Annotated in this window: 19 protein-coding genes; 9 read left to right on the top strand and 10 right to left on the bottom strand. The window is 59.6% G+C overall.

Going from position 1 to position 18,505, the window contains the following annotated elements:
- Positions 1 to 93 precede the first annotated feature (93 nt).
- The 4 genes from GRI41_RS00995 to GRI41_RS00980 form a co-directional block, all read right to left on the bottom strand.
- Positions 94 to 1,029 (bottom strand): tetratricopeptide repeat protein, encoded by a 936-nt coding sequence (locus GRI41_RS00995; RefSeq protein WP_235901017.1) that lies wholly within the window; start codon positions 1,027 to 1,029, stop codon positions 94 to 96.
- A 188-nt stretch (positions 1,030 to 1,217) separates the two neighbouring features.
- Positions 1,218 to 2,102: a helix-turn-helix domain-containing protein gene (locus tag GRI41_RS00990; protein ID WP_160602792.1), complete on the bottom strand. Its 885-nt coding sequence runs from the start codon at positions 2,100 to 2,102 to the stop codon at positions 1,218 to 1,220.
- 124 nt (positions 2,103 to 2,226) lie between these two features.
- Positions 2,227 to 4,497, bottom strand: a complete 2,271-nt coding sequence (ptsP, locus tag GRI41_RS00985; RefSeq protein WP_160602791.1) for a phosphoenolpyruvate--protein phosphotransferase — start codon at positions 4,495 to 4,497, stop codon at positions 2,227 to 2,229.
- An 82-nt stretch (positions 4,498 to 4,579) separates the two neighbouring features.
- A complete protein-coding gene (locus tag GRI41_RS00980) occupies positions 4,580 to 4,735 on the bottom strand; it encodes a YdcH family protein (RefSeq protein ID WP_160602790.1) in 156 nt (51 codons plus the stop codon).
- A 183-nt stretch (positions 4,736 to 4,918) separates the two neighbouring features.
- On the opposite strand from GRI41_RS00980, the gene GRI41_RS00975 reads away from it, so the two are divergent.
- Both GRI41_RS00975 and GRI41_RS00970 read left to right on the top strand, forming a co-directional pair.
- On the top strand, positions 4,919 to 5,116 hold the full coding sequence (locus GRI41_RS00975) for a YdcH family protein (RefSeq protein ID WP_160602789.1): 198 nt from the start codon (positions 4,919 to 4,921) through the stop codon (positions 5,114 to 5,116).
- 422 nt (positions 5,117 to 5,538) lie between these two features.
- A complete protein-coding gene (locus GRI41_RS00970) occupies positions 5,539 to 6,000 on the top strand; it encodes a DUF1465 family protein (protein WP_160602788.1) in 462 nt (153 codons plus the stop codon).
- Here the strand turns inward: GRI41_RS00970 and glpK are convergent.
- A complete protein-coding gene (gene glpK / locus GRI41_RS00965; RefSeq protein WP_160602787.1) occupies positions 5,997 to 7,466 on the bottom strand; it encodes a glycerol kinase GlpK in 1,470 nt (489 codons plus the stop codon). The genes GRI41_RS00970 and glpK overlap by 4 nt on opposite strands.
- A 144-nt stretch (positions 7,467 to 7,610) precedes the next feature.
- On the opposite strand from glpK, the gene GRI41_RS00960 reads away from it, so the two are divergent.
- The 3 genes from GRI41_RS00960 to GRI41_RS00950 all read left to right on the top strand — a co-directional run bounded on the left by GRI41_RS00960 (position 7,611) and on the right by GRI41_RS00950 (position 11,080).
- Positions 7,611 to 8,477: an MBL fold metallo-hydrolase gene (locus tag GRI41_RS00960; protein ID WP_407985538.1), complete on the top strand. Its 867-nt coding sequence runs from the start codon at positions 7,611 to 7,613 to the stop codon at positions 8,475 to 8,477.
- 65 nt (positions 8,478 to 8,542) lie between these two features.
- Positions 8,543 to 9,529: a quinolinate synthase NadA gene (gene nadA, locus GRI41_RS00955; RefSeq protein ID WP_160602785.1), complete on the top strand. Its 987-nt coding sequence runs from the start codon at positions 8,543 to 8,545 to the stop codon at positions 9,527 to 9,529.
- Between the two features lie 216 nt (positions 9,530 to 9,745).
- Positions 9,746 to 11,080, top strand: coding sequence for a DUF2254 domain-containing protein (locus tag GRI41_RS00950; protein ID WP_160602784.1), 1,335 nt, complete (start codon positions 9,746 to 9,748; stop codon positions 11,078 to 11,080).
- On the opposite strand, the gene GRI41_RS00945 is transcribed toward GRI41_RS00950, so the two are convergent.
- Complete coding sequence (locus GRI41_RS00945) at positions 11,077 to 12,006, bottom strand: DMT family transporter (RefSeq protein WP_160602783.1); 930 nt, start codon at positions 12,004 to 12,006, stop codon at positions 11,077 to 11,079. The genes GRI41_RS00950 and GRI41_RS00945 overlap by 4 nt on opposite strands.
- A gap of 55 nt (positions 12,007 to 12,061) precedes the next feature.
- Here GRI41_RS00945 and GRI41_RS00940 point away from each other — a divergent pair, with 55 nt between their 5' ends.
- Together GRI41_RS00940 and GRI41_RS00935 are read left to right on the top strand one after the other, a co-directional pair.
- On the top strand, positions 12,062 to 13,192 hold the full coding sequence (locus tag GRI41_RS00940) for an alkene reductase (protein ID WP_160602782.1): 1,131 nt from the start codon (positions 12,062 to 12,064) through the stop codon (positions 13,190 to 13,192).
- Positions 13,193 to 13,238: 46 nt separating this feature from the next.
- Positions 13,239 to 14,114: an HpcH/HpaI aldolase/citrate lyase family protein gene (locus GRI41_RS00935; protein ID WP_160602781.1), complete on the top strand. Its 876-nt coding sequence runs from the start codon at positions 13,239 to 13,241 to the stop codon at positions 14,112 to 14,114.
- Positions 14,115 to 14,122: 8 nt separating this feature from the next.
- Here GRI41_RS00935 and GRI41_RS00930 read toward each other — a convergent pair whose 3' ends face one another.
- Together GRI41_RS00930 and lipB are read right to left on the bottom strand one after the other, a co-directional pair.
- On the bottom strand, positions 14,123 to 14,356 hold the full coding sequence (locus GRI41_RS00930) for a hypothetical protein (protein ID WP_160602780.1): 234 nt from the start codon (positions 14,354 to 14,356) through the stop codon (positions 14,123 to 14,125).
- Positions 14,353 to 15,024 carry a lipoyl(octanoyl) transferase LipB gene (gene lipB, locus GRI41_RS00925; protein WP_160602779.1) on the bottom strand — a complete coding sequence of 224 codons (672 nt, stop codon included), beginning with the start codon at positions 15,022 to 15,024 and terminating at the stop codon, positions 14,353 to 14,355. The genes GRI41_RS00930 and lipB overlap by 4 nt, the downstream gene beginning before the upstream one ends.
- Before the next feature lie 62 nt (positions 15,025 to 15,086).
- Between lipB and GRI41_RS00920 the strand changes: the two genes are divergently transcribed.
- The gene (locus tag GRI41_RS00920) at positions 15,087 to 15,929 is read left to right on the top strand and encodes a hypothetical protein (protein WP_160602778.1); all 843 of its coding nucleotides are present in this window, start codon (positions 15,087 to 15,089) and stop codon (positions 15,927 to 15,929) included.
- A 34-nt stretch (positions 15,930 to 15,963) separates the two neighbouring features.
- On the opposite strand, the gene GRI41_RS00915 is transcribed toward GRI41_RS00920, so the two are convergent.
- Positions 15,964 to 16,524, bottom strand: a complete 561-nt coding sequence (locus GRI41_RS00915; RefSeq protein ID WP_160604561.1) for a class I SAM-dependent methyltransferase — start codon at positions 16,522 to 16,524, stop codon at positions 15,964 to 15,966.
- Between the two features lie 179 nt (positions 16,525 to 16,703).
- On the opposite strand from GRI41_RS00915, the gene GRI41_RS00910 reads away from it, so the two are divergent.
- Entirely contained in the window at positions 16,704 to 18,089 is a 1,386-nt protein-coding gene (locus GRI41_RS00910) for an MFS transporter (protein WP_160602777.1), read from the top strand.
- 10 nt (positions 18,090 to 18,099) lie between these two features.
- On the opposite strand, the gene arsC is transcribed toward GRI41_RS00910, so the two are convergent.
- Positions 18,100 to 18,444, bottom strand: coding sequence for an arsenate reductase (glutaredoxin) (gene arsC / locus GRI41_RS00905; protein ID WP_160602776.1), 345 nt, complete (start codon positions 18,442 to 18,444; stop codon positions 18,100 to 18,102).
- Between the last annotated feature and the right edge of the window lie 61 nt (positions 18,445 to 18,505).

Raw genomic sequence — 18,505 nt, 5'->3', positions numbered from 1 at the left:
CCGAGTTTTCCCGTTTCTTCCCTGACTGCGTCGAGATCAGCCCTGAACCGTTCAACTAGCTCCGGATCGACCGGACCGATTTCGTCAGGGATATCAATTGCAGGTAACCTTACCCAGATTGCGCTGGTACTGGTCGCTCAGCCGGCCCGAGGCAATCGCGGGATAATTATCGGCAAATTCGGCAAGCGCGATGCAGGCACGATTGGTATCGTTCATCGCGATCATTGTCTCTGCCAGATAGAGCAGGCTGTCGGGCGCGCGCGCATCCTGCTTGTTCGCCTGATAGTTCTTGAGGAACCACGGAGCGGCATCGTTGGGTTTGCCATCATCGAGATAGGCGCGGCCCAGCAGGTTGCGCCCGAAAGTGGTCCGCCAATGGTTGGGATGCGCTTCAACAAACATCGTCAATTGCTGCTGCGCTTCGGGATAGAAGCCCGCATTCCACAAGCGATAGCCATAGGAGTATTCATCATCCGCCGCGTCGTCTGTCTGCGGCTTGGCGATCTGCTGGACCGCGGCAATCCGTTCGGCGGTCGGCGATGCGACAGCCGGCGTAGGCGTGGGGGCCGGAGTGGGCGTAGTGGTGGTTGCAGATGTGGCGGTGGGAAGAACACTGGTCGGGCCCGATCCGGTAACCGGCGCTCCACCGGTCGAACCGGCCGATCCACCATTTTCCATCGCCGCCACACGATCGCTCAGCAGGACAATCGCGTTGCTGTTCTGCTCTGTCTGCGCGGTGAGCGAGGCAATCTGCGCTTCGAGCGCGTCGAGGCGGATCAGAATATCGGTAACCGCCGTGGTCGACGGGTTGGAAACACCGGCGGGATTGGGCGTGCCGGTAATCTCCGGCTCGAAATAACGGCCATCACCGCCCGGGAAAACCTTGCGCTGCAGCGCGCGGACTTCGGATTCCAGTTTGCGAATACGCGCTTCGTCACCGCTGCTTTGGGCCAGCACCGGTTGCGAAGTTCCGACCATAGCGGCCAACGCCAAACCAGCAAAAACGGTGCGGCTTTTTCGACTCAACATTGTTCTAAACGCTCCTGTCCCATTTCCAGCCCGGGTCCTCTGCCGATCACACATGACGTCAAAACGCCAAACCCAAGCTGAACGTCGCGGGGAATCTTGCAGATTAGGCACGGTCTTGTCGAGGCTGAAACCGGCCAAATCGGTGGAGATAGACACAGCACCCCGCAAAAGGGGCTCGGAACATCGCGCTAGCCGTCGGAATCGTTGCCGGAACTTCCGCTCGAAACTTCGGCCGATCCGGTAGCTTCATCCTCTGCGGATTGCTCCGCTTCCAACTCGGCTATTCTCGCATTCAGGGCTTCTGCGGTAACCGGAATATCGCGCACGACTTCGCTGGTGTTGGACAGGGTACCTATCGCGGTTCCGCCGATACGGATTTCCAGCGATTCCGGTTGCCCGGTCCACACTTGCGGCCCTTCTGCGTCAGCGGGAACGGTATAGCTTTCCCCTTGCGCCATTTCTTTTTCCATCAGCCGTTCGCCAGCAGCATCGTAGAATTTCACCCACACGCCTTCTTCGGTGGATGTAAACACAACCGTTCCCGTTGGATCAGGCTGCGCAGGGCCGGCATCCGATGGCGTTTCAACGCCGGCATCGCGCGGCGCGGTTTCTTCACCGGCAACGATCGATCCCGGCCCGGAACCCGGGAAGAAATAGTCGCGGAAATAGGCGAGCGAACCCGCCACCAGCAGGATCGCCGCAAACAGGCTGAACCATGCGAGTTTGCGCGAGGGAATACGCGCCGGATCGCTCGGTTCAAATGTCGAACCGCGATGCGGGTCGGCAAATGCCTCGCTGTCGCCAGCCATTTCTTCGCGCACCAAAGAGGTGATTTCCTTCTCGTCCAGCCCGACTTCGCGGGCATAGGACCGCGCAAAACCGATTGCGTAGGTTTTGGCCGGGAGCGCGGCAAAATCGCCGGATTCAATCACTTCGAGATGGCGCTGCGGAATACGGGTCGATGCGGCGATCTGCTCGATCGTCTTGCCCGCGTCTTCGCGCGCGCGCCGGAGCCTTTGCCCCGCGCCTTCAAGCGGCAGTTCACCTTCGGGCTGTTCGCCTTCTTCGCTCATTCAGTAACCCTTGTACCCGACTGTTTTATTTTTCCGCAGAAAAGAAGCCTATTGCCACCCTGTCAAGCACAGAACGTGTCGCTTGCCGAATGTTCCGATGGAACGGGCAGGTTTCAGGATGAAGTCAATCGATGGCGATCCCGTGCGCCCCTGCCCACTTCTGCAACTCTTCGCGAAGGTTCTCCGGCGGGTGGGACAGCCAACCGTTCATCGCTTCGCTGATCTCAGCCAGATCAACCTGCCTCACCAGTTCCTTGATCGGCCCGACCGAAACCGGGGTGATCGACAAGCGGCGAAAGCCCAGCCCTAGCAATGCAAGCGCTTCGAGTTGCTGCCCGCCCATTTCGCCGCACACGCCCAGATCAACCTCTTGCCCGACCGTGGCCTGCGCAATCCGCCGCAAAAACCGCAGTATCGCCGGCGAAAGCCAGTCATAACGCTGCGCCAGTTTCGGATTGGCGCGGTCGGCCGCGAACAGGAACTGGGTTAGATCATTGGTCCCGACCGAAAGGAATGACAGCTTCGGGATGAGGATGTCGAGCACTTCGGCCAGGGCCGGCACTTCTAGCATCGCGCCATATTTGATCGCTTCGGGAAGCGTTTTCTTCTGCTTCTTGAGATAGGCCAATTGTTCTTCGAACACGGCCTTTGCGGCGTCGAATTCCCACGGTTCGGACACCATCGGGAACATCACGTAAAGCGTGCGCCCAGACGCCGCTTCGATCAGGGAGCGTGCCTGCGATTTGAGCAAACCGCCGCGTTCCAGCGCCAGCCGCAATGCGCGCCAGCCCAGCGCCGGATTTTCCTCGTTCTCGGTCTCCGCTGAATTCAAATAAGGCACTGCTTTGTCACCGCCGATATCGACCGTCCGGAAAATAACCGGGCGATCACCCGCGGCATCGAGCACATCGCGGTACAGCCGCAATTGCTTCTCGCGCTGCGGCAATGTTGCAGAAACAAGGAACTGGAACTCTGTCCGGAACAGGCCGATCCCGTCCGCGCCGACCAGATTGAGATTGGAGATATCCTCGCGCAGGCCCGCATTCATCATCACCTGAATGCGCGAACCGCAGCGCGTAAAAGGTTCGACATCGCGCAATTCGGCATAGGCGGCCTGGCGTTCCTTGGTCTTGGCAAAACGCGCATCAAACGCTTCGGCAACCGATTGCGAGGGGCGGATCGTTGCGGTGCTCGTGTCGGCATCTAGCAGGATCTCGTCGCCTTCGCGCACGATTCCGCGCAGCCCCTTCGCGCGGCCCATCACCGGCACGCCCATCGCGCGCGCAACAATCACCACATGCGCGGTGAGCGAACCTTCCTCGAGGATAACCCCTTTGAGCCGCCGCCGGTCATATTCGAGCAGTTCCGCCGGGCCGAGATTTTTGGCGATCAGGATCGTATCCTTGCGCAGCCCCTGCGTCGCGGCGGTGCCCAGCTGCCCCGAAACGATGCGCAGCAAGCGGTTCGCCAGATCTTCCAGATCGTGCATCCGGTCCGCCAGCAACGGATCGTCAATTTCGCGCATCCGCATCCGCGTGTGCTGCTGGACGCGCTCGATTGCGGCTTCGGCTGTCAGGCCGGAATCGATTGCCTCGTTGATCCGGCGGCTCCAGCCTTCGTCATAGGCGAACATGCGATAGGTTTTGAGCACTTCTTCATGCTCGCCGCCCGCGCCAAACTCGGCATTGCTCGCCATATTGTCGATCTGTTCGCGCATTTTGTGGAAGGCACGATAGACACGTTGGCGTTCGACCTCGATGTCTTCGGCCATCACCTGATCGATGGTCACCCGCGGCTGGTGGAACACCGCAACGCCGCTGCCCAGGCCCTTGACTAGTTGCAGGCCGTTGATTGTTGCGGGGCCGGTTTGTTCGGGCGCCAGACCGCGCGCTTCCTCCACATCAACCAGATCATTGTTCGAAATCAGTTCCGACAAAACCATCGCGGTTGTCTGGAGCGCTTCGATCTCGACATCTTCATAGCGCCGCGGATCGACATGCTGGATACACAGCACGCCGACGGCGCGTTCGCGGTACACAATCGGCACACCGGCGAAAGAGTGGAATTTCTCCTCGCCCGTTTCCGGCCGGTACTGGAAGTCCGGATGTGCCTTTGCCTCGGCCAGATTGAGCGTTTCGACATTGTCGGCGATCGTGCCGGTCAGGCCTTCGCCCATCGCCAGCCGGGTAACGTGGACCGCCGATTTGTTGAGACCATGCGTCGCAAAAAGCTCCAGCATCTGGTCGCGCAGCAGATAGATCGAGCAAACCTCGCTATCGAGATTGCGGGCGATAATATCAACCACACGGTCAAGCTTGCCTTGCGCATGGGTGCGCGATGCCATGATCTCATGCAGCTCTGTCAGAATCTGGCGGGCGGAAGCGGCGGCTGTCATGCCGCAGGACTACACCAGATAAAGTTGCATGTTAATGGCAGCAATCATCCATTCGAATGCAAAATTTGCGGACGCGAAATGCCTATTGCATTTCCAGCTCTTCCTTCAGTCGCAATTTCTGTTTTTTAAGGGCCTGTATCGTCGCAGTGTCAGGGGCCGGCCGGCTTTCCTCTTCACGGATCCGGGCATCGATTCCGGCATGTTTGGATTGCAGCGCGTTGACGTGAGACGATTCCATTAGGCTCTCCTTCTTGGTGCGACACCAGCTAGAGCGACTCGTCCCTGCGGACGTGCCGCGTAGCATCATAAAAACACAAAGCGCGGCCCTTGCGAAGTCCTGATTAACGCGTAAGCGGTAGAAAAGGTTTGGTGCACGACGAGCCGTGCCGATCAACCAATCCAGCCCAAGGGGTCCGAGCCGGTGAACGAACAGGAATTGCGCAAACGTCTGGCCATTCTCAAAACGGATCATCGCGATCTCGACGCCGCAATCGATGCCTTGCGCGAAACAGGTTCGACCGATCAGCTGCAAATCGCGCGGCTAAAAAAGCGCAAACTGGCGATAAAAGACCAGATTACTGCAATAGAGGATTCGCTGATCCCAGATATTATTGCGTAGGTTGTTTTGGGCCCTCAGTCGCGGAAGTCTTTTGTTTTAGTCCCTCGGTCGCCGGAATTTTTTGTCTGGCCTCAAGCGCCGGCGGTCGCATTCGCTCCCTTAGGCTTCCGCCCTAACGGGCGACGCGCAGTCGCGCTTGCGACCCGTCTGCGTCGGGTCGGACCATTCCAAGCCATGTCAGTATTGCGCTGATCCGGTCAGCGACCAGCTGACCGCAAGGCCGACCGGCCGCCCGCAGGTGCCCCGCACCCCGGACTTGATCCGGGGAAAGGGAAAAGCACCGAGGACGCTCACGCGGATGCGTGAGCGAAAGACAAAAATTCCACCAAATTCGCCCCGATTTGGGACACTATCCAAATCCCTCGGGATAGTTTGGTTACGCCGCTGGTTTGTTTGCCGCGCAGCTTCTACCAAAATCGCGCATGGGGAATCCGACCGACATTAATGAGCCCATCGTCGAGGCGCTCTACAGCGAAGCTTTGCTGCTGGCCGATGAAGTGCGCCAGGTGTTTGACCTGCACCCCATTCGCGAGACAGGGCAAGATGCCGATGACCTGAGACTGGCGCTGTCTATCGAGGGGCTTCGCACAACCACCCGCGTGATGCATGTGCTTGCATGGCTGCTCAATCACCGCGCTTATTTTGCGGGCGAGCTTTCCGAATTCCAATTGCGGCGGCACAGTAAGTTGCCGCCAGATCGCCCGGCGGAGCGCGAAAATCTTGCGCTGCTCGAATATACCACCTGCGAATTGATCGTCGAAAGCGAGAATTTGCACGCGCGGATTACGCGGCTCGATGCGGCTTGGCGCGAACGGTTTGAAATGCGCCCCGCCGCAATCCTGCGATTGCAGGAACGGCTGGGTCAGGCGATGTATCGCAGCTAGGCCGCCGTCAGCGCTTTTCGCCAACCGGCCAATCTGGCCTGCCGCACATCTCCACTCATAGAAGGTTCAAACGACCCGACGGCGCCGCGCATTGTTTGGCTCGCTTCGTCTAGCGATGCGGCCAATCCGGCACCTTTCGCGGCGAGCATCGCCGCACCCAGGGCAGTCGTCTCGACAAAATCGGGGCGCTCTACCGGCAAGTCGAGCAAGTTGGAGATGTCTTGCGCCATCCAGTCATTGGCGCTCATCCCGCCATCGATTTTGAGCGAAGTCCATTTGGCGCCATCGGCGGCAAAGGCTTCAGCCAGATCATAGGTCTGATGCGCCATGGCTTCCAAAGCAGCGCGGGCAATCTGCGCCCGGCCGGTGGCAAAGCTGAGCCCCGCAATCACCCCGCGCGCTTCCGGCTGCCAATGCGGCGCGCCCAGCCCCGACATGGCCGGAACAATCACAACGCCGCCGCTATCGTCAATCGACCGGGCAAGCGTCTCGGTCTCCGCCGCTGTACCGAGCAGCCCCAGTGAATCGCGCAGCCATTGGACCAGACTGCCCGCAACGAATACCGATCCCTCCAGCGCATAGGTGCGCTTGCCGCTTCCCTGATAAAGTACCGTGCCGAGCAGCCGGTGCTCCGATGAGGGAATGTCATGCCCCTTATTGGCAAGCACGAATGCGCCGGTGCCATAGGTCGCTTTGGTTTCACCCGGCGTGAGGCACCCCTGCCCGATTGTCGCCGATTGCTGGTCCCCCACCAGTCCGGTAATCGGGATCGGCGCGCCGAACAATTCGCGCAAGGTCACGCCGAAATCGCCCGCATTGTCGGTCACTTCGCCCAGCGCCGATTTGGGAACACCGAACAATTCGCACAGCCCATCATCGAATTGCGCACCGCCCAATGGCAACAGCAAGGTCCGGCTGGCATTGCTAGCATCGCTGATATGCGCGCCGCCGGTCAGCTTATAGACAAGCCAGCTTTCGATTGTTCCAAGTGCCAGAGTGCCCACATCCGATGCCGCTTTGACCGCTGGTTCGTTTTCCACCAGCCAGCGCATCTTGGTGCCCGAAAAATAGGGATCGAGCAGCAAGCCGGTTTGCTTCTGCACTTCTGCTTCATGCCCGGCAGATTTCAATCTCTCGCAGAAATCCGCGGTCCGGCGGTCCTGCCATACCAGCGCCTTGGACAGCGGTTCGCCGCTGTTGCGGTCCCACGCCACAACCGTCTCGCGCTGGTTGGTAATGCCGATACAGGCAATCTTGTCTGCGCCGCCGGCTTTCTCGACCATTTCGCGTGCGCAGGCCAAAGTGCGGTGCCAGATTTCGGTCGCATCATGTTCGACTCTGCCCGGCGCGGGATAGTGCTGCGTCAGTTCATGTTGCGCGCTGCCCAGCGGCGATCCATCAGGACCAAACAGCATCGCGCGGGTCGAGGTGGTTCCTTCATCGAGTACGAGAATCTTTTTGGTCATGCTGTCACCATACATATTCGTCACCCCAGCGGAAGCAGCGATCGCTTCGCATCATCCGGCAAAGGTGGGGCGACGCACGGCCCTTCAGGGGTGACGTTATTGTGGACAGCGCGCCTGTGCATCCCCATATCCCCAACCATGGCAATGCCACCCAAACCATGGCCGACCGGATTGGTCGAGCAGCCCGAACCGCTGGTACGCCGCGTGCTCGCGCCCAACCCATCGCCCTATACCTACACCGGAACCCAGACCTATATTGTCGGCGCGGAAAACGAAGTCGCGGTGATTGACCCGGGCCCCAACGAGCCTGCTCATCTTGACTCGCTGATCGCCGCGATTGGCGAGGCCAAGCTTACCGCGATCATGTGCACGCACACCCATCGTGACCATTCTCCCGCGGCCAAACCTCTTGCCGAACTGACCGGCGCGCCGGTGGTGGGCTGCGCGCCGCTGGTGCTTGATGTGGAAGGCGGGCCGCGTTCAGACGAAGCGTTTGACGACACTTACGAACCCGATCGGGTGCTGGAAGACGGCGAACAGATGACCGGGCGCGGATGGACGCTGACCGCGGTTCACACGCCCGGCCACACGTCGAACCATTTGTGTTTCGCGCTCGAAGAAAGCGGCGCATTGTTCACCGGCGATCACGTTATGGGCTGGTCAACCAGCGTGGTGATCCCGCCCGATGGCGACATGGGCGATTATATGAAAAGCCTCGACAAGCTCTATGCACGCGAAGACACGGTCTATTACGCAGCGCATGGCGCCCCGATCGAAAAGCCGCGCCAACTGGTGCGCGGGATGATCGGCCACAGGCGGCAGAGGGAAAACCAGATCCTGCGCCTGCTTGGCGAAGAACCCAGCGCGATCGAGGGGCTGGTCCCGCAAATGTACAAAAATCTCGACCCGCGGCTGACTGGCGCGGCGGGGATGTCGGTCAAGGCGCATCTGATTGATTTGGAACGCCGCGGCATTGTAAGCCGGTCCGGCAATATTTGGCAGACGGCCTGACCGGTTTTGGCTAGGCTGCGGCAATAGTTTAAAGAGGCGGGACCGAATCCCGAAAAGGACTTTTCATGAGCGTAGAATCCAAACTTCCCTCCGGTGATGATCTGCTGGCCGAAATCGACCGGCTGCGGAAGGAAAAGAACGCGATTATCCTGGCGCATTATTACCAGAAGTCGGAGATTCAGGATCTGGCCGATTATGTCGGGGATTCGCTTCAGTTGAGCCAGAAAGCGGCAGAAACCGATGCCGATGTGATCGCCTTTTGCGGGGTGAAATTCATGGCCGATACCGCAAAGATCCTCAGCCCCGAAAAGATCGTGGTGCTGCCCGATATGGATGCAGGCTGCAGCCTCGAGGATTCGTGCCCGCCGGACAAATTCAAGGCCTTCCGCGAGGCGCATCCCGATCATATCGCGCTGACTTACATCAATTGCTCGACCGAAGTGAAAGCGCTGTCAGATGTGATCGTGACCAGCTCCAGCGCGGAGACGATCCTCCAGCAAATCCCCGAAGATCAGAAAATCATCTTCGGCCCCGACCGCCATCTGGGCGGCTATCTCAGCCGCAAGTTCAATCGCGAAATGCTGCTCTGGCCCGGCGTGTGTATCGTGCACGAAGCGTTCAGCGAAACCGAGCTGATCAAGCTGAAAGAAGAACACCCCGACGCGCCCATCGCCGCGCATCCCGAATGCCCGCCAACCATTGTCGATCACGCCGATTTTGTCGGATCAACCAGCGGCATTTTGAATTTCGCCAAGGAATTCGAAGGCGACACACTGATCGTCGCGACCGAGCCGCATATTATCCACCAGATGGAAAAGGCGCTGCCGGAGAAAAACTTCATCGGCGCGCCCGGCGCAGACGGCAACTGCAACTGCAATATCTGCCCCTACATGGCGCTCAACACGATGGAAAAACTCTACACCTGCCTGCGCGATCTGGAGCCACGGATTGAGATCGAGGAAAGCCTGCGCCTGCAAGCGAAGAAAAGCCTCGACAAGATGCTTGAGATGGCGAGCGGGACCGTTGGCAAGGGTGATTTGGGGAATAGGTAGAGCCCGACTTGCCCGGGCACGCCCGCCTTCCAGAAAATATTCGTCATTCCCGCGAAAGCGGGAATCTAGGGTAACTCGCTCCATGCCAATCTGGATTCCCGCTTTCGCGGGAATGACGGACTAAGGGCTAATTCCGGTTAACCATCCCCCCCACACGAAACCAGTTTAAGCACTTCCATTGGCAACCATCCTTCGTCTCGTGCGTTACTGTCGTCGATGACAGCTGAAATCCGTTTTTTCTGGGCGCGCCTGAACGCCAATTACTGGTTCTATCCGGCGACCTTCTCCATTCTTGCGGCGATGCTCGCCTTCGCCATGGTCGCGCTTGATCGTAGCGGCTTTGCGCAGGCGTTGAACGATGTTGACTGGCTGATCCCCGCGCGGCCCAAGGGCGCGTCCGATATGCTAACCGTGATGGCGGGCAGCATGATCGGCGTTGCCTCAACCGTGTTTTCGATCACGCTGGTCGCGGTGACCTATGCCAGCGGCAATTACGGGCCGCGCTTGCTCACCAATTTCATGGAAGATCGCGGCAACCAGTTGAGCCTCGCCACATTTATCGGCAGCTTTGTCTATGCGCTAATCGTTCTGAGAAGCGTCCGCGCCGAAGACGAATCCGCATCGAGCGCCGCCGATGCAACCGCCACCGCGCTACCCGGATTCACCCCGCAATTGTCATTGCTGGTCGCATATGCGCTGATGGCCGCGTGCGTCGGTGTGCTGGTGTTCTTTCTGCACCACGTCCCCTCCAGCATCCGGATCAATCGCGTGCTTGAGCGGATCGGAAGGCGGCTGCTCAGTGCGGTGCAATCGGCCTATCCGGTTGAAGACGTATTTTCCGAAGCCGCCAAACCGGTCGAAGGCGAACCGCTTTTGGCCTGGGATTCGGGCTATGTGCAAATGATCGATTTCGAAGAGCTGGCGCAAACAGCGCGCGACAATGGTGCGACATTCTCACTGAAAGTACGGACGGGCGATTTCGTGCATCCGGGGATCCCCTTGCTTGAGGCAAGCGGCTGTAAGCCTGCGGATATCGAAGACAGCCTGCGCGAACACTTCACGCTGGGCGCATCGCGCACTCCCGAACAGGACCCGCAATTCCTGATCGACGAGCTTGTCGAGATCGGCCTGCGCGCGCTGTCGCCCGGCATAAATGATCCCTTCACCGCGATCACCGCGCTTCATTGGCTGGGCGCGGCGACGTCCGAAATCGGGCGGCGCGATCTGCGCAAGGATGTGTGCGGCGGCGATGCGGATGACTGCCCCATTATCCCGCTGCCCGACGGTTTCGAACATTATCTCAAACGCGGTTTCGGTTCGATCCGCAGCGCAGTGGCCAGTTCACCCATCGCGGCCGAAGTGATGCTGGATACGATTTCAAACGCCGCCATGCCGATCAAGGACCGCAAGCGTCAGGCGCTTCTGCGCGAAGAGGGCAAGCTGCTGGCGCAGCAGGCCCGCAATCATCTTACCGGGCCGGATCTGGAGCGGTTCGAAACGCATGTCGCAGATTTTGAACGGCGCTTCTGGGAAGACGCCAGTGCCAATTAAGGCCGGTTGACCGGCGCGTTGGCGACCTTTGCCTTGGTGCTTTTTGCCACCACCAATGCCCCGCCAAGCAGCACCATTCCAAACACGTCCATCGGCAGCAAAACCTCGCCGAACTGTGCATAGCCGATCAGCGCCGCGACCGCTGGCTGGGTCAGCAAGGCCAGCCCGATGATCAGCGGCGGGAAATGGCGCAGGCTGAACACCAGCAAGCCTTGCCCGATCAGTTGGCTGGTCACCACCAGCGTCACGATGGGGGTCCAGTTGGTTGGCCAGATCAGTTCACCATTGAGCAGCGCCAGCGCCAATATCACCGGGCATGCAAAGATGCTGACCCACACCAGCAGGCTCCACGCGCCGATATTCTTGCGCGCGTCTTGCAATGTCAGCAGATAGACCGCGTAGAACAGGCCCGCCGCTAGGCAGAACAGATCGCCGATCAAAGTTGCGGTGCTAATTTCCAGACTGCGGCCCATCAGGATCGCCGCCCCGCCCAGCGCGAAAATGATCGCCAGCCACTCCATCCCCTTGGGCAAAGTACGCGTGATGATAAAAGTCCAGAACAGCAGCACGATGCTGCCCGCATTGCCGAACAGCGTTGCATTGCCGAGCCGCGTTTTCTCGATCCCGATATGCCAGCTCGACAAATCAAGCGCGAAAGCAATCGCCCCGAGCACCACCAGCATCAGTGTCTTGCGAGGAATTCCGGAAAGCGCTTGCCCCGTGCCTCTGGCCAGAAGAACAAGGAACGGAATGGCCAGAAACAACCGCCAGAAGGCCGCCGAAACCGGTCCGGTATCGGCCAGCCGGACGAACCACGGCCCCGTTGCCAAAGCAATATTCCCCGCCAGCAAAGCCGCCACCAAAACCCAGCGCGGCCAATTATTGCTTTCCTTCCTAGAGGGGATTGTTGCGGTTGAATTGCTCATGCAGCGCCCATAGCTAGCAAAAAACCAAAGCATAGAAAAAAGTGAGAATCCGCGCATGACCGCTCCACAAAACGCCGAACTTTTCCAGCCGATCACTCTCGGCGATATCGAAGCGAAGAACCGCATTTTGATGGCTCCGCTGACGCGCGGTCGCGCCACTCCGCCGGATTTCCAGCCCAACGAAATGAACGTCACCTATTATCGTCAGCGCGCCAGCGCCGGGCTGATCATCAGCGAGGCGACAGGGATCAGCGTCGAAGGTCTGGGCTGGCCCAATGCACCGGGCATCTGGAACGATGATCAGGTCAAAGGCTGGAAAGCGATCACCGATGCAGTCCACGAAGAAGGCGGCAAGATCGTGCTGCAATTGTGGCATATGGGCCGGATCGTGCACCCCGATTTCCTCGGCGGCGAGAAAGGCGTTTCCGCATCCGCCACCACCGCGCCCGATCATGCGCATACGCCCACCGGACGCCAGCCGCATCAGGAAGCCCGCGCGCTCGATATTGACGAGATTCCGCGGGTGATTGCGGATTACAAACACGCGGCTGAAAACGCCAAGAAAGCCGGATTTGACGGTGTGCAGCTGCACGGCGCGAATGGCTATCTGGTCGATCAGTTCCTGCGCGAAACCACCAATCTGCGCACCGATGAATATGGCGGCCCGCCAGAAAACCGGGTGCGTTTCCTGCGCGAAGTGCTGGAGGCATTGATCGAGGTGTGGGGTGCAGGCCGCGTTAGCGTGCGTCTGTCACCCAATGGCGATACGCAGGGCGCAGATGACAGCAATCCGCCGGCTATTTTCGGTGCCGCGGCGCAGGTCTGTCAGGATCTGAACCTTGGCTTTGTCGAGCTGCGCCAGCCCGGCCCCGACGGCACATTCGGATCGACCGATGTTCCCAAACAGGACGCGCTGATCCGCAGCATCTATAAAGGCCCGCTGGTGCTCAACAGCGATTATACGGGCGAAGAAGGCGCGGCAGATATTGCTTCGGGCCGCTGCGATGCGATCAGCTATGGCCGCCCGTTCATTTCCAATCCCGATTTGCCCGCGCGCATTGCCAAGGGTGCGGAATTTGCCCCCAATGTCGATGTTCCCAAGAGCTGGTATCTGCCCGGCCCCGCCGGCTATATCGACTATCCGACGATGGAAGAGGCAGAGCAAGCCGCCGGAAACGCCGCGTAGGGCGGATAGAAACACTCTTTAACATTTTCGCGATATAGCCGGTCGCATGCGATCCTGGCTTTTCATCGAAGGCGATAATGCCGCGAAAATGGGCAAGGCCCCCGGTATCGGTGCGGATGCGCTGGTGCTGGACCTGTCGCATGTCGTGGCGGGTCCGGCGGCTGCGCAACTGCGCATGGATGCCGCCGAATGGCTGACCATGCACGGGACGCGGGTCACCAAAAAGGCAGGTTTCTCTCGCTGGCTCAGGATCAAATCGCTCGATCAGCCGCATTGGCATGATGATCTGGCGGTCGCGCTGCAAGGTGCGCCCGACGGGCTCATTCTGCCCAAATGCACCGGCCCGGAGCAGATCCGGACGCTGGCATCCGAATTATACGAGTTGGAACAGCGGCTGGGTATTGAACACAGTTCGACCAAGATTATCCCGCAAATCGGCTCGACCCCGGGCTCGGCGCTGACGCTGCGCGATTACACAGATGATCCGCACCCCCGCCTCGCCGGGTTTGCCTGGGATGCCGAAGGGCTTGCTAGGGCATTGGGTGCACAGCGGACCCATACCGAGACGGGCGCGTGGTGCGACACGATGCGTCTGGTGCGCGGCACTGTGATCCTGCTCGCCAAGACGCTGGGGCTAATGGCGATTGAAACGCAGGTGTCCGATCCCAAAGATGTGGACACGGGCCTGCTGGCCGCGCGCGGTGCAAAGCAGGACGGATTTACCGGCATGTGCGCATCGCACCCGCGTCAGGTACGGATTATCAACCAGCAATTTGCCCCGACACCGTCCGAACGCGCCGAAGCGCAGCGCATTGTCAGCCTTTTCAAAAGCAATCCTTCGGCCAGCGCCGTCGATCACAATGGCGCATTATTCGACCGGAAAGCCTTGGGTCAGGCAGAACGGCTTCTGGCGGTCGGCTAGAACGCGGATTACTCGCTGTCGTCCGAATCGTCCGCAGCGGCGTCTTCCGCTTCGCCCGGATTGGCCGGAGGGGAACTCGATTCCAATTCGTCCAGCGGTAACATCTCGTCGCTGATTGACCCTTCGAGCACATCGCCCGAGACGCTGCGGTCATCGTCCGCTGGGCCTGCCGTGGTGGCGGAATTGTCCCCGCAACCGGCCAGGACCGGCGCGGCTATCAGCAAAATCGCGTAACGGATCATGTTCGAGCTCCACAAGTTTCAGCCAGCATATCGAGGAATGCATCGCCCCGCGCAAGCAATGCTTCATCCCATTGCTGGGCAGAGACATCCATCCCCAATCTGGCAAGGCTGGTCACGCCATATTCGGCAATTCCGCATGGCACAATTCCGGTGAAATGCGACAAGTCCGGGTCCAGATTGACCGAGAATCCATGCATCGTCACCCAGCGCCGCACGCGGACGCCGATTGCGCCGATCTTGGCCTCGCTGCCGTCAATATCGCGCGTCCAGATTCCGATCCGCCCCTCGGCCCGCCAGGCTTTGACGCCCAAATCGCCGAGCGTGTCGATCACCCAGCCTTCCAGACAATGGACAAATCTGCGCACATCGCGCCCGCGCTTGGTCAGATCGAGCAGAACATAGCCAATGCGCTGACCCGGCCCGTGATAGGTGTAACGCCCGCCTCTACCGGCCTCGACAACTTCGAAGCGGGGATCCAGCAGCTCTCCCTCGCCCGCGCTGGTACCCGCGGTGTAAACCGGCGGATGTTCAAGCAGCCAGAGCAATTCGCGTGCGTCACCCGCCGAAATCGCGCGGTTGCGCACGTCCATTTCTTCCAAGGCGCTGCGATAGGGCACTTGTTCAATGGCGCGCCTGACCGCGATATCTGATGCAAGTTTTCCGTGCATTATTATTGCGTGGCGTGCCTTGTTCCGCTTATCAAGAGCAAAACCTAAGCGGGGGACAACAAATGCAATTCGATCTGGGTCTGGCGTGGAGCGATGGCGTCGGCAAAGTACGCGACAATTTCCAATTGCTGGCAATTGTTGCCGGTGTTTTCATGTTCCTGCCCAGCGCGATTTTCACAATTGCAGCGCCCGATCTGATGGCCGCCGCGTCTGGCGCAGGGATGAATCCGCAAGACCCGACGGCCATTCTCAAGCTGTTCACCCCGATGGTCATCATTGGCTATCTGGTGATGACGATCCTTTCGACGGTCGGATATACCGCGATGATCGCGCTGATGCATCACGATCAGAAATTGACGGTGGGTGAAGCCATTACGCGCGGTTTCAGGGCGCTGCCGACGCTGCTCGGCGTCTTCGTGCTGTTCTTTATCGCCTATATTTTGGCGGCAGTTGTTGTTGGTGTTGTTGTGGGTCTGCTGGTTGCAGGCCTGGGCGCAATATCAGGCGCGCTTGCCGGTATCGTCACCTTTGTGCTGGTTGTAGGCCTGTTTGTGGCGATCCTGTGGGTATTCGCCCGTCTTTCGATGATCATGCCGGTTGTCGCAATCGAAGGCGTGACCAACCCGGTCACGGTCCTGAAACGGTCATGGTCGATGACCGGGCCTGCTCAGTGGCGGCTCCTCGGCTTCTACGTGCTGCTGTTTGTCGCCTATATGGTGATCGCGCTGCTCGTATTCGGCTTGCTGGGCGTTGTGGTATCTGCCGCTGGCGGGATCGCGATCCTTGGCATCCTCAGCAGCTTGCTGGGCATGGTAGTGGCGATGTTCTTCTCTGGGATCCTCGCCGCAGTACACCGCCAGCTATCGGGCTCTTCGGGCGAATCGCTGACCGATACGTTCGGGTAAATCCGCGCGGGCAAAGCCGCCGCAATAGGGCGGCTTAGTCTTTCCAGCCCCAGAAAAGCTGGCAGGGCAGGATGTTCCACAATTCGAAACCGCTATCGATCCGGTCGAAATGGACCGCCATGAAATCGCGCGCCTTGGCGCTGAATTGATAGACCAGAAACGCACCGCCGGGGCGCAGGATGCGGTGCGTGGCGGCGGCGATGGCCGGCCCCACCCCATCGGGCAAGGTGGAAAATGGCAAGCCGGATAGGACATAATCCGCATGATCGTGCCCCAGATCGGCGACGATTTTCTCCACATCAGCGGCAGAGCCATGCACTGCGGTAAACCGGCTGTCAGTAATGGTCCGGTTGAGATAGTCGATGAACAAAGGATTGGTGTCGATCACCACCAACGCCCCGTCGCTGCGGAGCCGCTCCAGCACCGGGCCACAAAATGTTCCGACGCCCGGTCCGTATTCGACGAACAATTTGCATTCGTCCCATTTTACCGGGCCCAGCATCTTGCGAATGGTGAAGCGCGACGATGGAATGATCGATCCGACCATTCGCGGGTGCTCCAAAAATCCGCGGAAGAATACACCCCACTGGCCCATCAGACGGCGAAACCGCCCGCCTAGACCCGCAGGTTTGCTTGCGGGAACATTCTGTATCTCAGTCAAAAAATGCACCTTGTGCTATGACAACGTTCCGTATCGGAAGGTTGGACTGCGTGCGCCTGCCAAATTCGCCATCCCATTGCAAGCATAGCAAAGCAGGCGTAGCGGCTTTGACAATGTCCCAAAGCGATCAATCCCCAATGCCGCAAGCTTCGCCTGACGCGCCGTCCAAGCCGATTTCGCGAGAGCGGATGGCCCTGCTCTTCACGGTGATGCTGGTCACTGCGGCGGGCAATACGGCGATGCAATCGGTGATGCCGTCGATCGGCACTGCGCTGAAAGTTGACGATGTGTGGATCAGCCTTGCCTATTCATGGTCAGCATTGCTGTGGGTGGTATGTGCCCCGATCTGGGCCGCACGGTCTGACCGGCGCGGCCGCAAAGCCATGATGGCATTGGGCTTGGTCGGCTTTATTGTTTCCATGGCGCTGTGCGGGGCTGCGCTTTGGGCGGGCCTGTCTGGCTGGATCACGGCCATCTGGGCGCTCATAGCCTTTGCTGCTGCGCGCAGCCTCTATGGCGGCTTTGGCAGCGCCGCACCGCCAGCGGTACAGGCCTATGTCGCTGCACGCACCCCGCGCGCGGAACGGACAAAGGCGCTGTCTCTGGTGGCATCAAGCTTTGGTTTGGGAACAGTGTTCGGCCCCGTTTTGGCGCCTTTGCTGGTATTCCCCTATCTCGGTATCGGGCTGACCGGTCCGTTTCTTGGTTTTGCCCTGATCGGCCTTGTTGCGCTGGTGATTTTACGCCTTCGCTTGCCCAATGACGTGCCTCAGTTCCCCGCGCGCGGGCAGGCCTATGATGCGCCCTATGCCAATGGTTCGGCAGGTGCGCCCAGCGACAGTCACGATGAAGAGGATTATTCCGACACACCGCCAGCGGGAAAGCTACGCTGGTTTGAACCACGCCTGCGTGCGTGGGTGCTGGCCGGACTGTTTGGCGGACACGCCCAGGCAATGATCATGGGCATTGTCGGCTTCCTGGTGCTCGACCGATTGGGATTGCGCGCGACTCCCGATGTCGGGGCCAGCATGGTCAGCCTTGTACTGGTTTTTGGCGCGCTCGCGACCTTGCTGGCGCAATGGGCGATTATCCCGCGCTTCGATCTTGGCCCGCGCACTGCCACGCTGTCAGGAATTCTGGTGGCCGCATTCGGCACCGTCATATTGGGCATCGCCGAAAATCTGTTCAGCCTGTCTTTGGGTTTCGCGATTGCCTCGCTCGGCTTCGGATTGTTCCGTCCTGGCACCAATGCGGGCACATCGCTTGCCGTAAGCAGAGCCGAGCAAGGGCAGGCATCGGGCATTGTCGCATCGGTTGCCGGGGCAAGCTTTATCTACGCGCCTGCATTGGGGGTGTGGCTGTATAATATCAGCGACTGGCTTGGCTTCGGATTGATCATCGCGCTGTGTCTGGCGGTGGCCGCCAGCGGCTGGAAGTCGCTCCAGCGCGACAGCGATCTGACTCGCGAACGCGGCGGGCAGGAAACCGCTTCAGATTAGGGTCTTTGGACTAGAGAATTTCCAGCACGGTGTCCTGCGGGCGGCACAGGCGCACGCCCTTTTCCGTTTCGACAACCGGGCGATTGATCAGGATCGGATCAGCCGCCATTGCCGCAAGCACGGTTTCATCATCGGCATCGGGAAGCCCGCGTTCTTCTGCATCGGTTCCGCGCAGGCGCAGCGCCTCTTGCGGCGACAATCCGGCATCCTTGTACAGCTGCGCCAGCTTTTCGGCCGTCGGCGGTGTTTTGAGGTATTCGACCACGGTCACATCGACTTTTGACAGATTTTCCAAAATCGCCAGCGTTTTGCGCGAAGTGCCGCATTTGGGATTGTGCCAGATGGTCGCTTTCATCGTGATTCTCCTGAAAAGTGTTGCGCGCCTCCTACAGCGAGAGAAATTTCACGCCAAGTCG

Source organism: Pontixanthobacter aquaemixtae, from assembly GCF_009827395.1.
Classification (GTDB): domain Bacteria; phylum Pseudomonadota; class Alphaproteobacteria; order Sphingomonadales; family Sphingomonadaceae; genus Pontixanthobacter; species Pontixanthobacter aquaemixtae.
The sequence above is the reverse complement of the archived record's forward strand: the minus strand, read 5'-3'. Positions and strand labels throughout refer to the sequence as shown.

Coding starts and splice junctions, on each gene's coding strand:
- GRI41_RS00995 (WP_235901017.1), bottom strand. CDS start 1,029: ATGTTGAGTCGAAAAAGCCGCACCGTTTTTGCTGGTTTGGCGTTGGCC.
- GRI41_RS00990 (WP_160602792.1), bottom strand. CDS start 2,102: ATGAGCGAAGAAGGCGAACAGCCCGAAGGTGAACTGCCGCTTGAAGGC.
- ptsP (WP_160602791.1), bottom strand. CDS start 4,497: ATGACAGCCGCCGCTTCCGCCCGCCAGATTCTGACAGAGCTGCATGAG.
- GRI41_RS00980 (WP_160602790.1), bottom strand. CDS start 4,735: ATGGAATCGTCTCACGTCAACGCGCTGCAATCCAAACATGCCGGAATC.
- GRI41_RS00970 (WP_160602788.1), top strand. CDS start 5,539: ATGGGGAATCCGACCGACATTAATGAGCCCATCGTCGAGGCGCTCTAC.
- glpK (WP_160602787.1), bottom strand. CDS start 7,466: ATGACCAAAAAGATTCTCGTACTCGATGAAGGAACCACCTCGACCCGC.
- GRI41_RS00960 (WP_407985538.1), top strand. CDS start 7,611: ATGCCACCCAAACCATGGCCGACCGGATTGGTCGAGCAGCCCGAACCG.
- nadA (WP_160602785.1), top strand. CDS start 8,543: ATGAGCGTAGAATCCAAACTTCCCTCCGGTGATGATCTGCTGGCCGAA.
- GRI41_RS00950 (WP_160602784.1), top strand. CDS start 9,746: ATGACAGCTGAAATCCGTTTTTTCTGGGCGCGCCTGAACGCCAATTAC.
- GRI41_RS00945 (WP_160602783.1), bottom strand. CDS start 12,006: ATGAGCAATTCAACCGCAACAATCCCCTCTAGGAAGGAAAGCAATAAT.
- GRI41_RS00940 (WP_160602782.1), top strand. CDS start 12,062: ATGACCGCTCCACAAAACGCCGAACTTTTCCAGCCGATCACTCTCGGC.
- GRI41_RS00935 (WP_160602781.1), top strand. CDS start 13,239: ATGCGATCCTGGCTTTTCATCGAAGGCGATAATGCCGCGAAAATGGGC.
- GRI41_RS00930 (WP_160602780.1), bottom strand. CDS start 14,356: ATGATCCGTTACGCGATTTTGCTGATAGCCGCGCCGGTCCTGGCCGGT.
- lipB (WP_160602779.1), bottom strand. CDS start 15,024: ATGCACGGAAAACTTGCATCAGATATCGCGGTCAGGCGCGCCATTGAA.
- GRI41_RS00920 (WP_160602778.1), top strand. CDS start 15,087: ATGCAATTCGATCTGGGTCTGGCGTGGAGCGATGGCGTCGGCAAAGTA.
- GRI41_RS00915 (WP_160604561.1), bottom strand. CDS start 16,524: ATGGGCCAGTGGGGTGTATTCTTCCGCGGATTTTTGGAGCACCCGCGA.
- GRI41_RS00910 (WP_160602777.1), top strand. CDS start 16,704: ATGTCCCAAAGCGATCAATCCCCAATGCCGCAAGCTTCGCCTGACGCG.
- arsC (WP_160602776.1), bottom strand. CDS start 18,444: ATGAAAGCGACCATCTGGCACAATCCCAAATGCGGCACTTCGCGCAAA.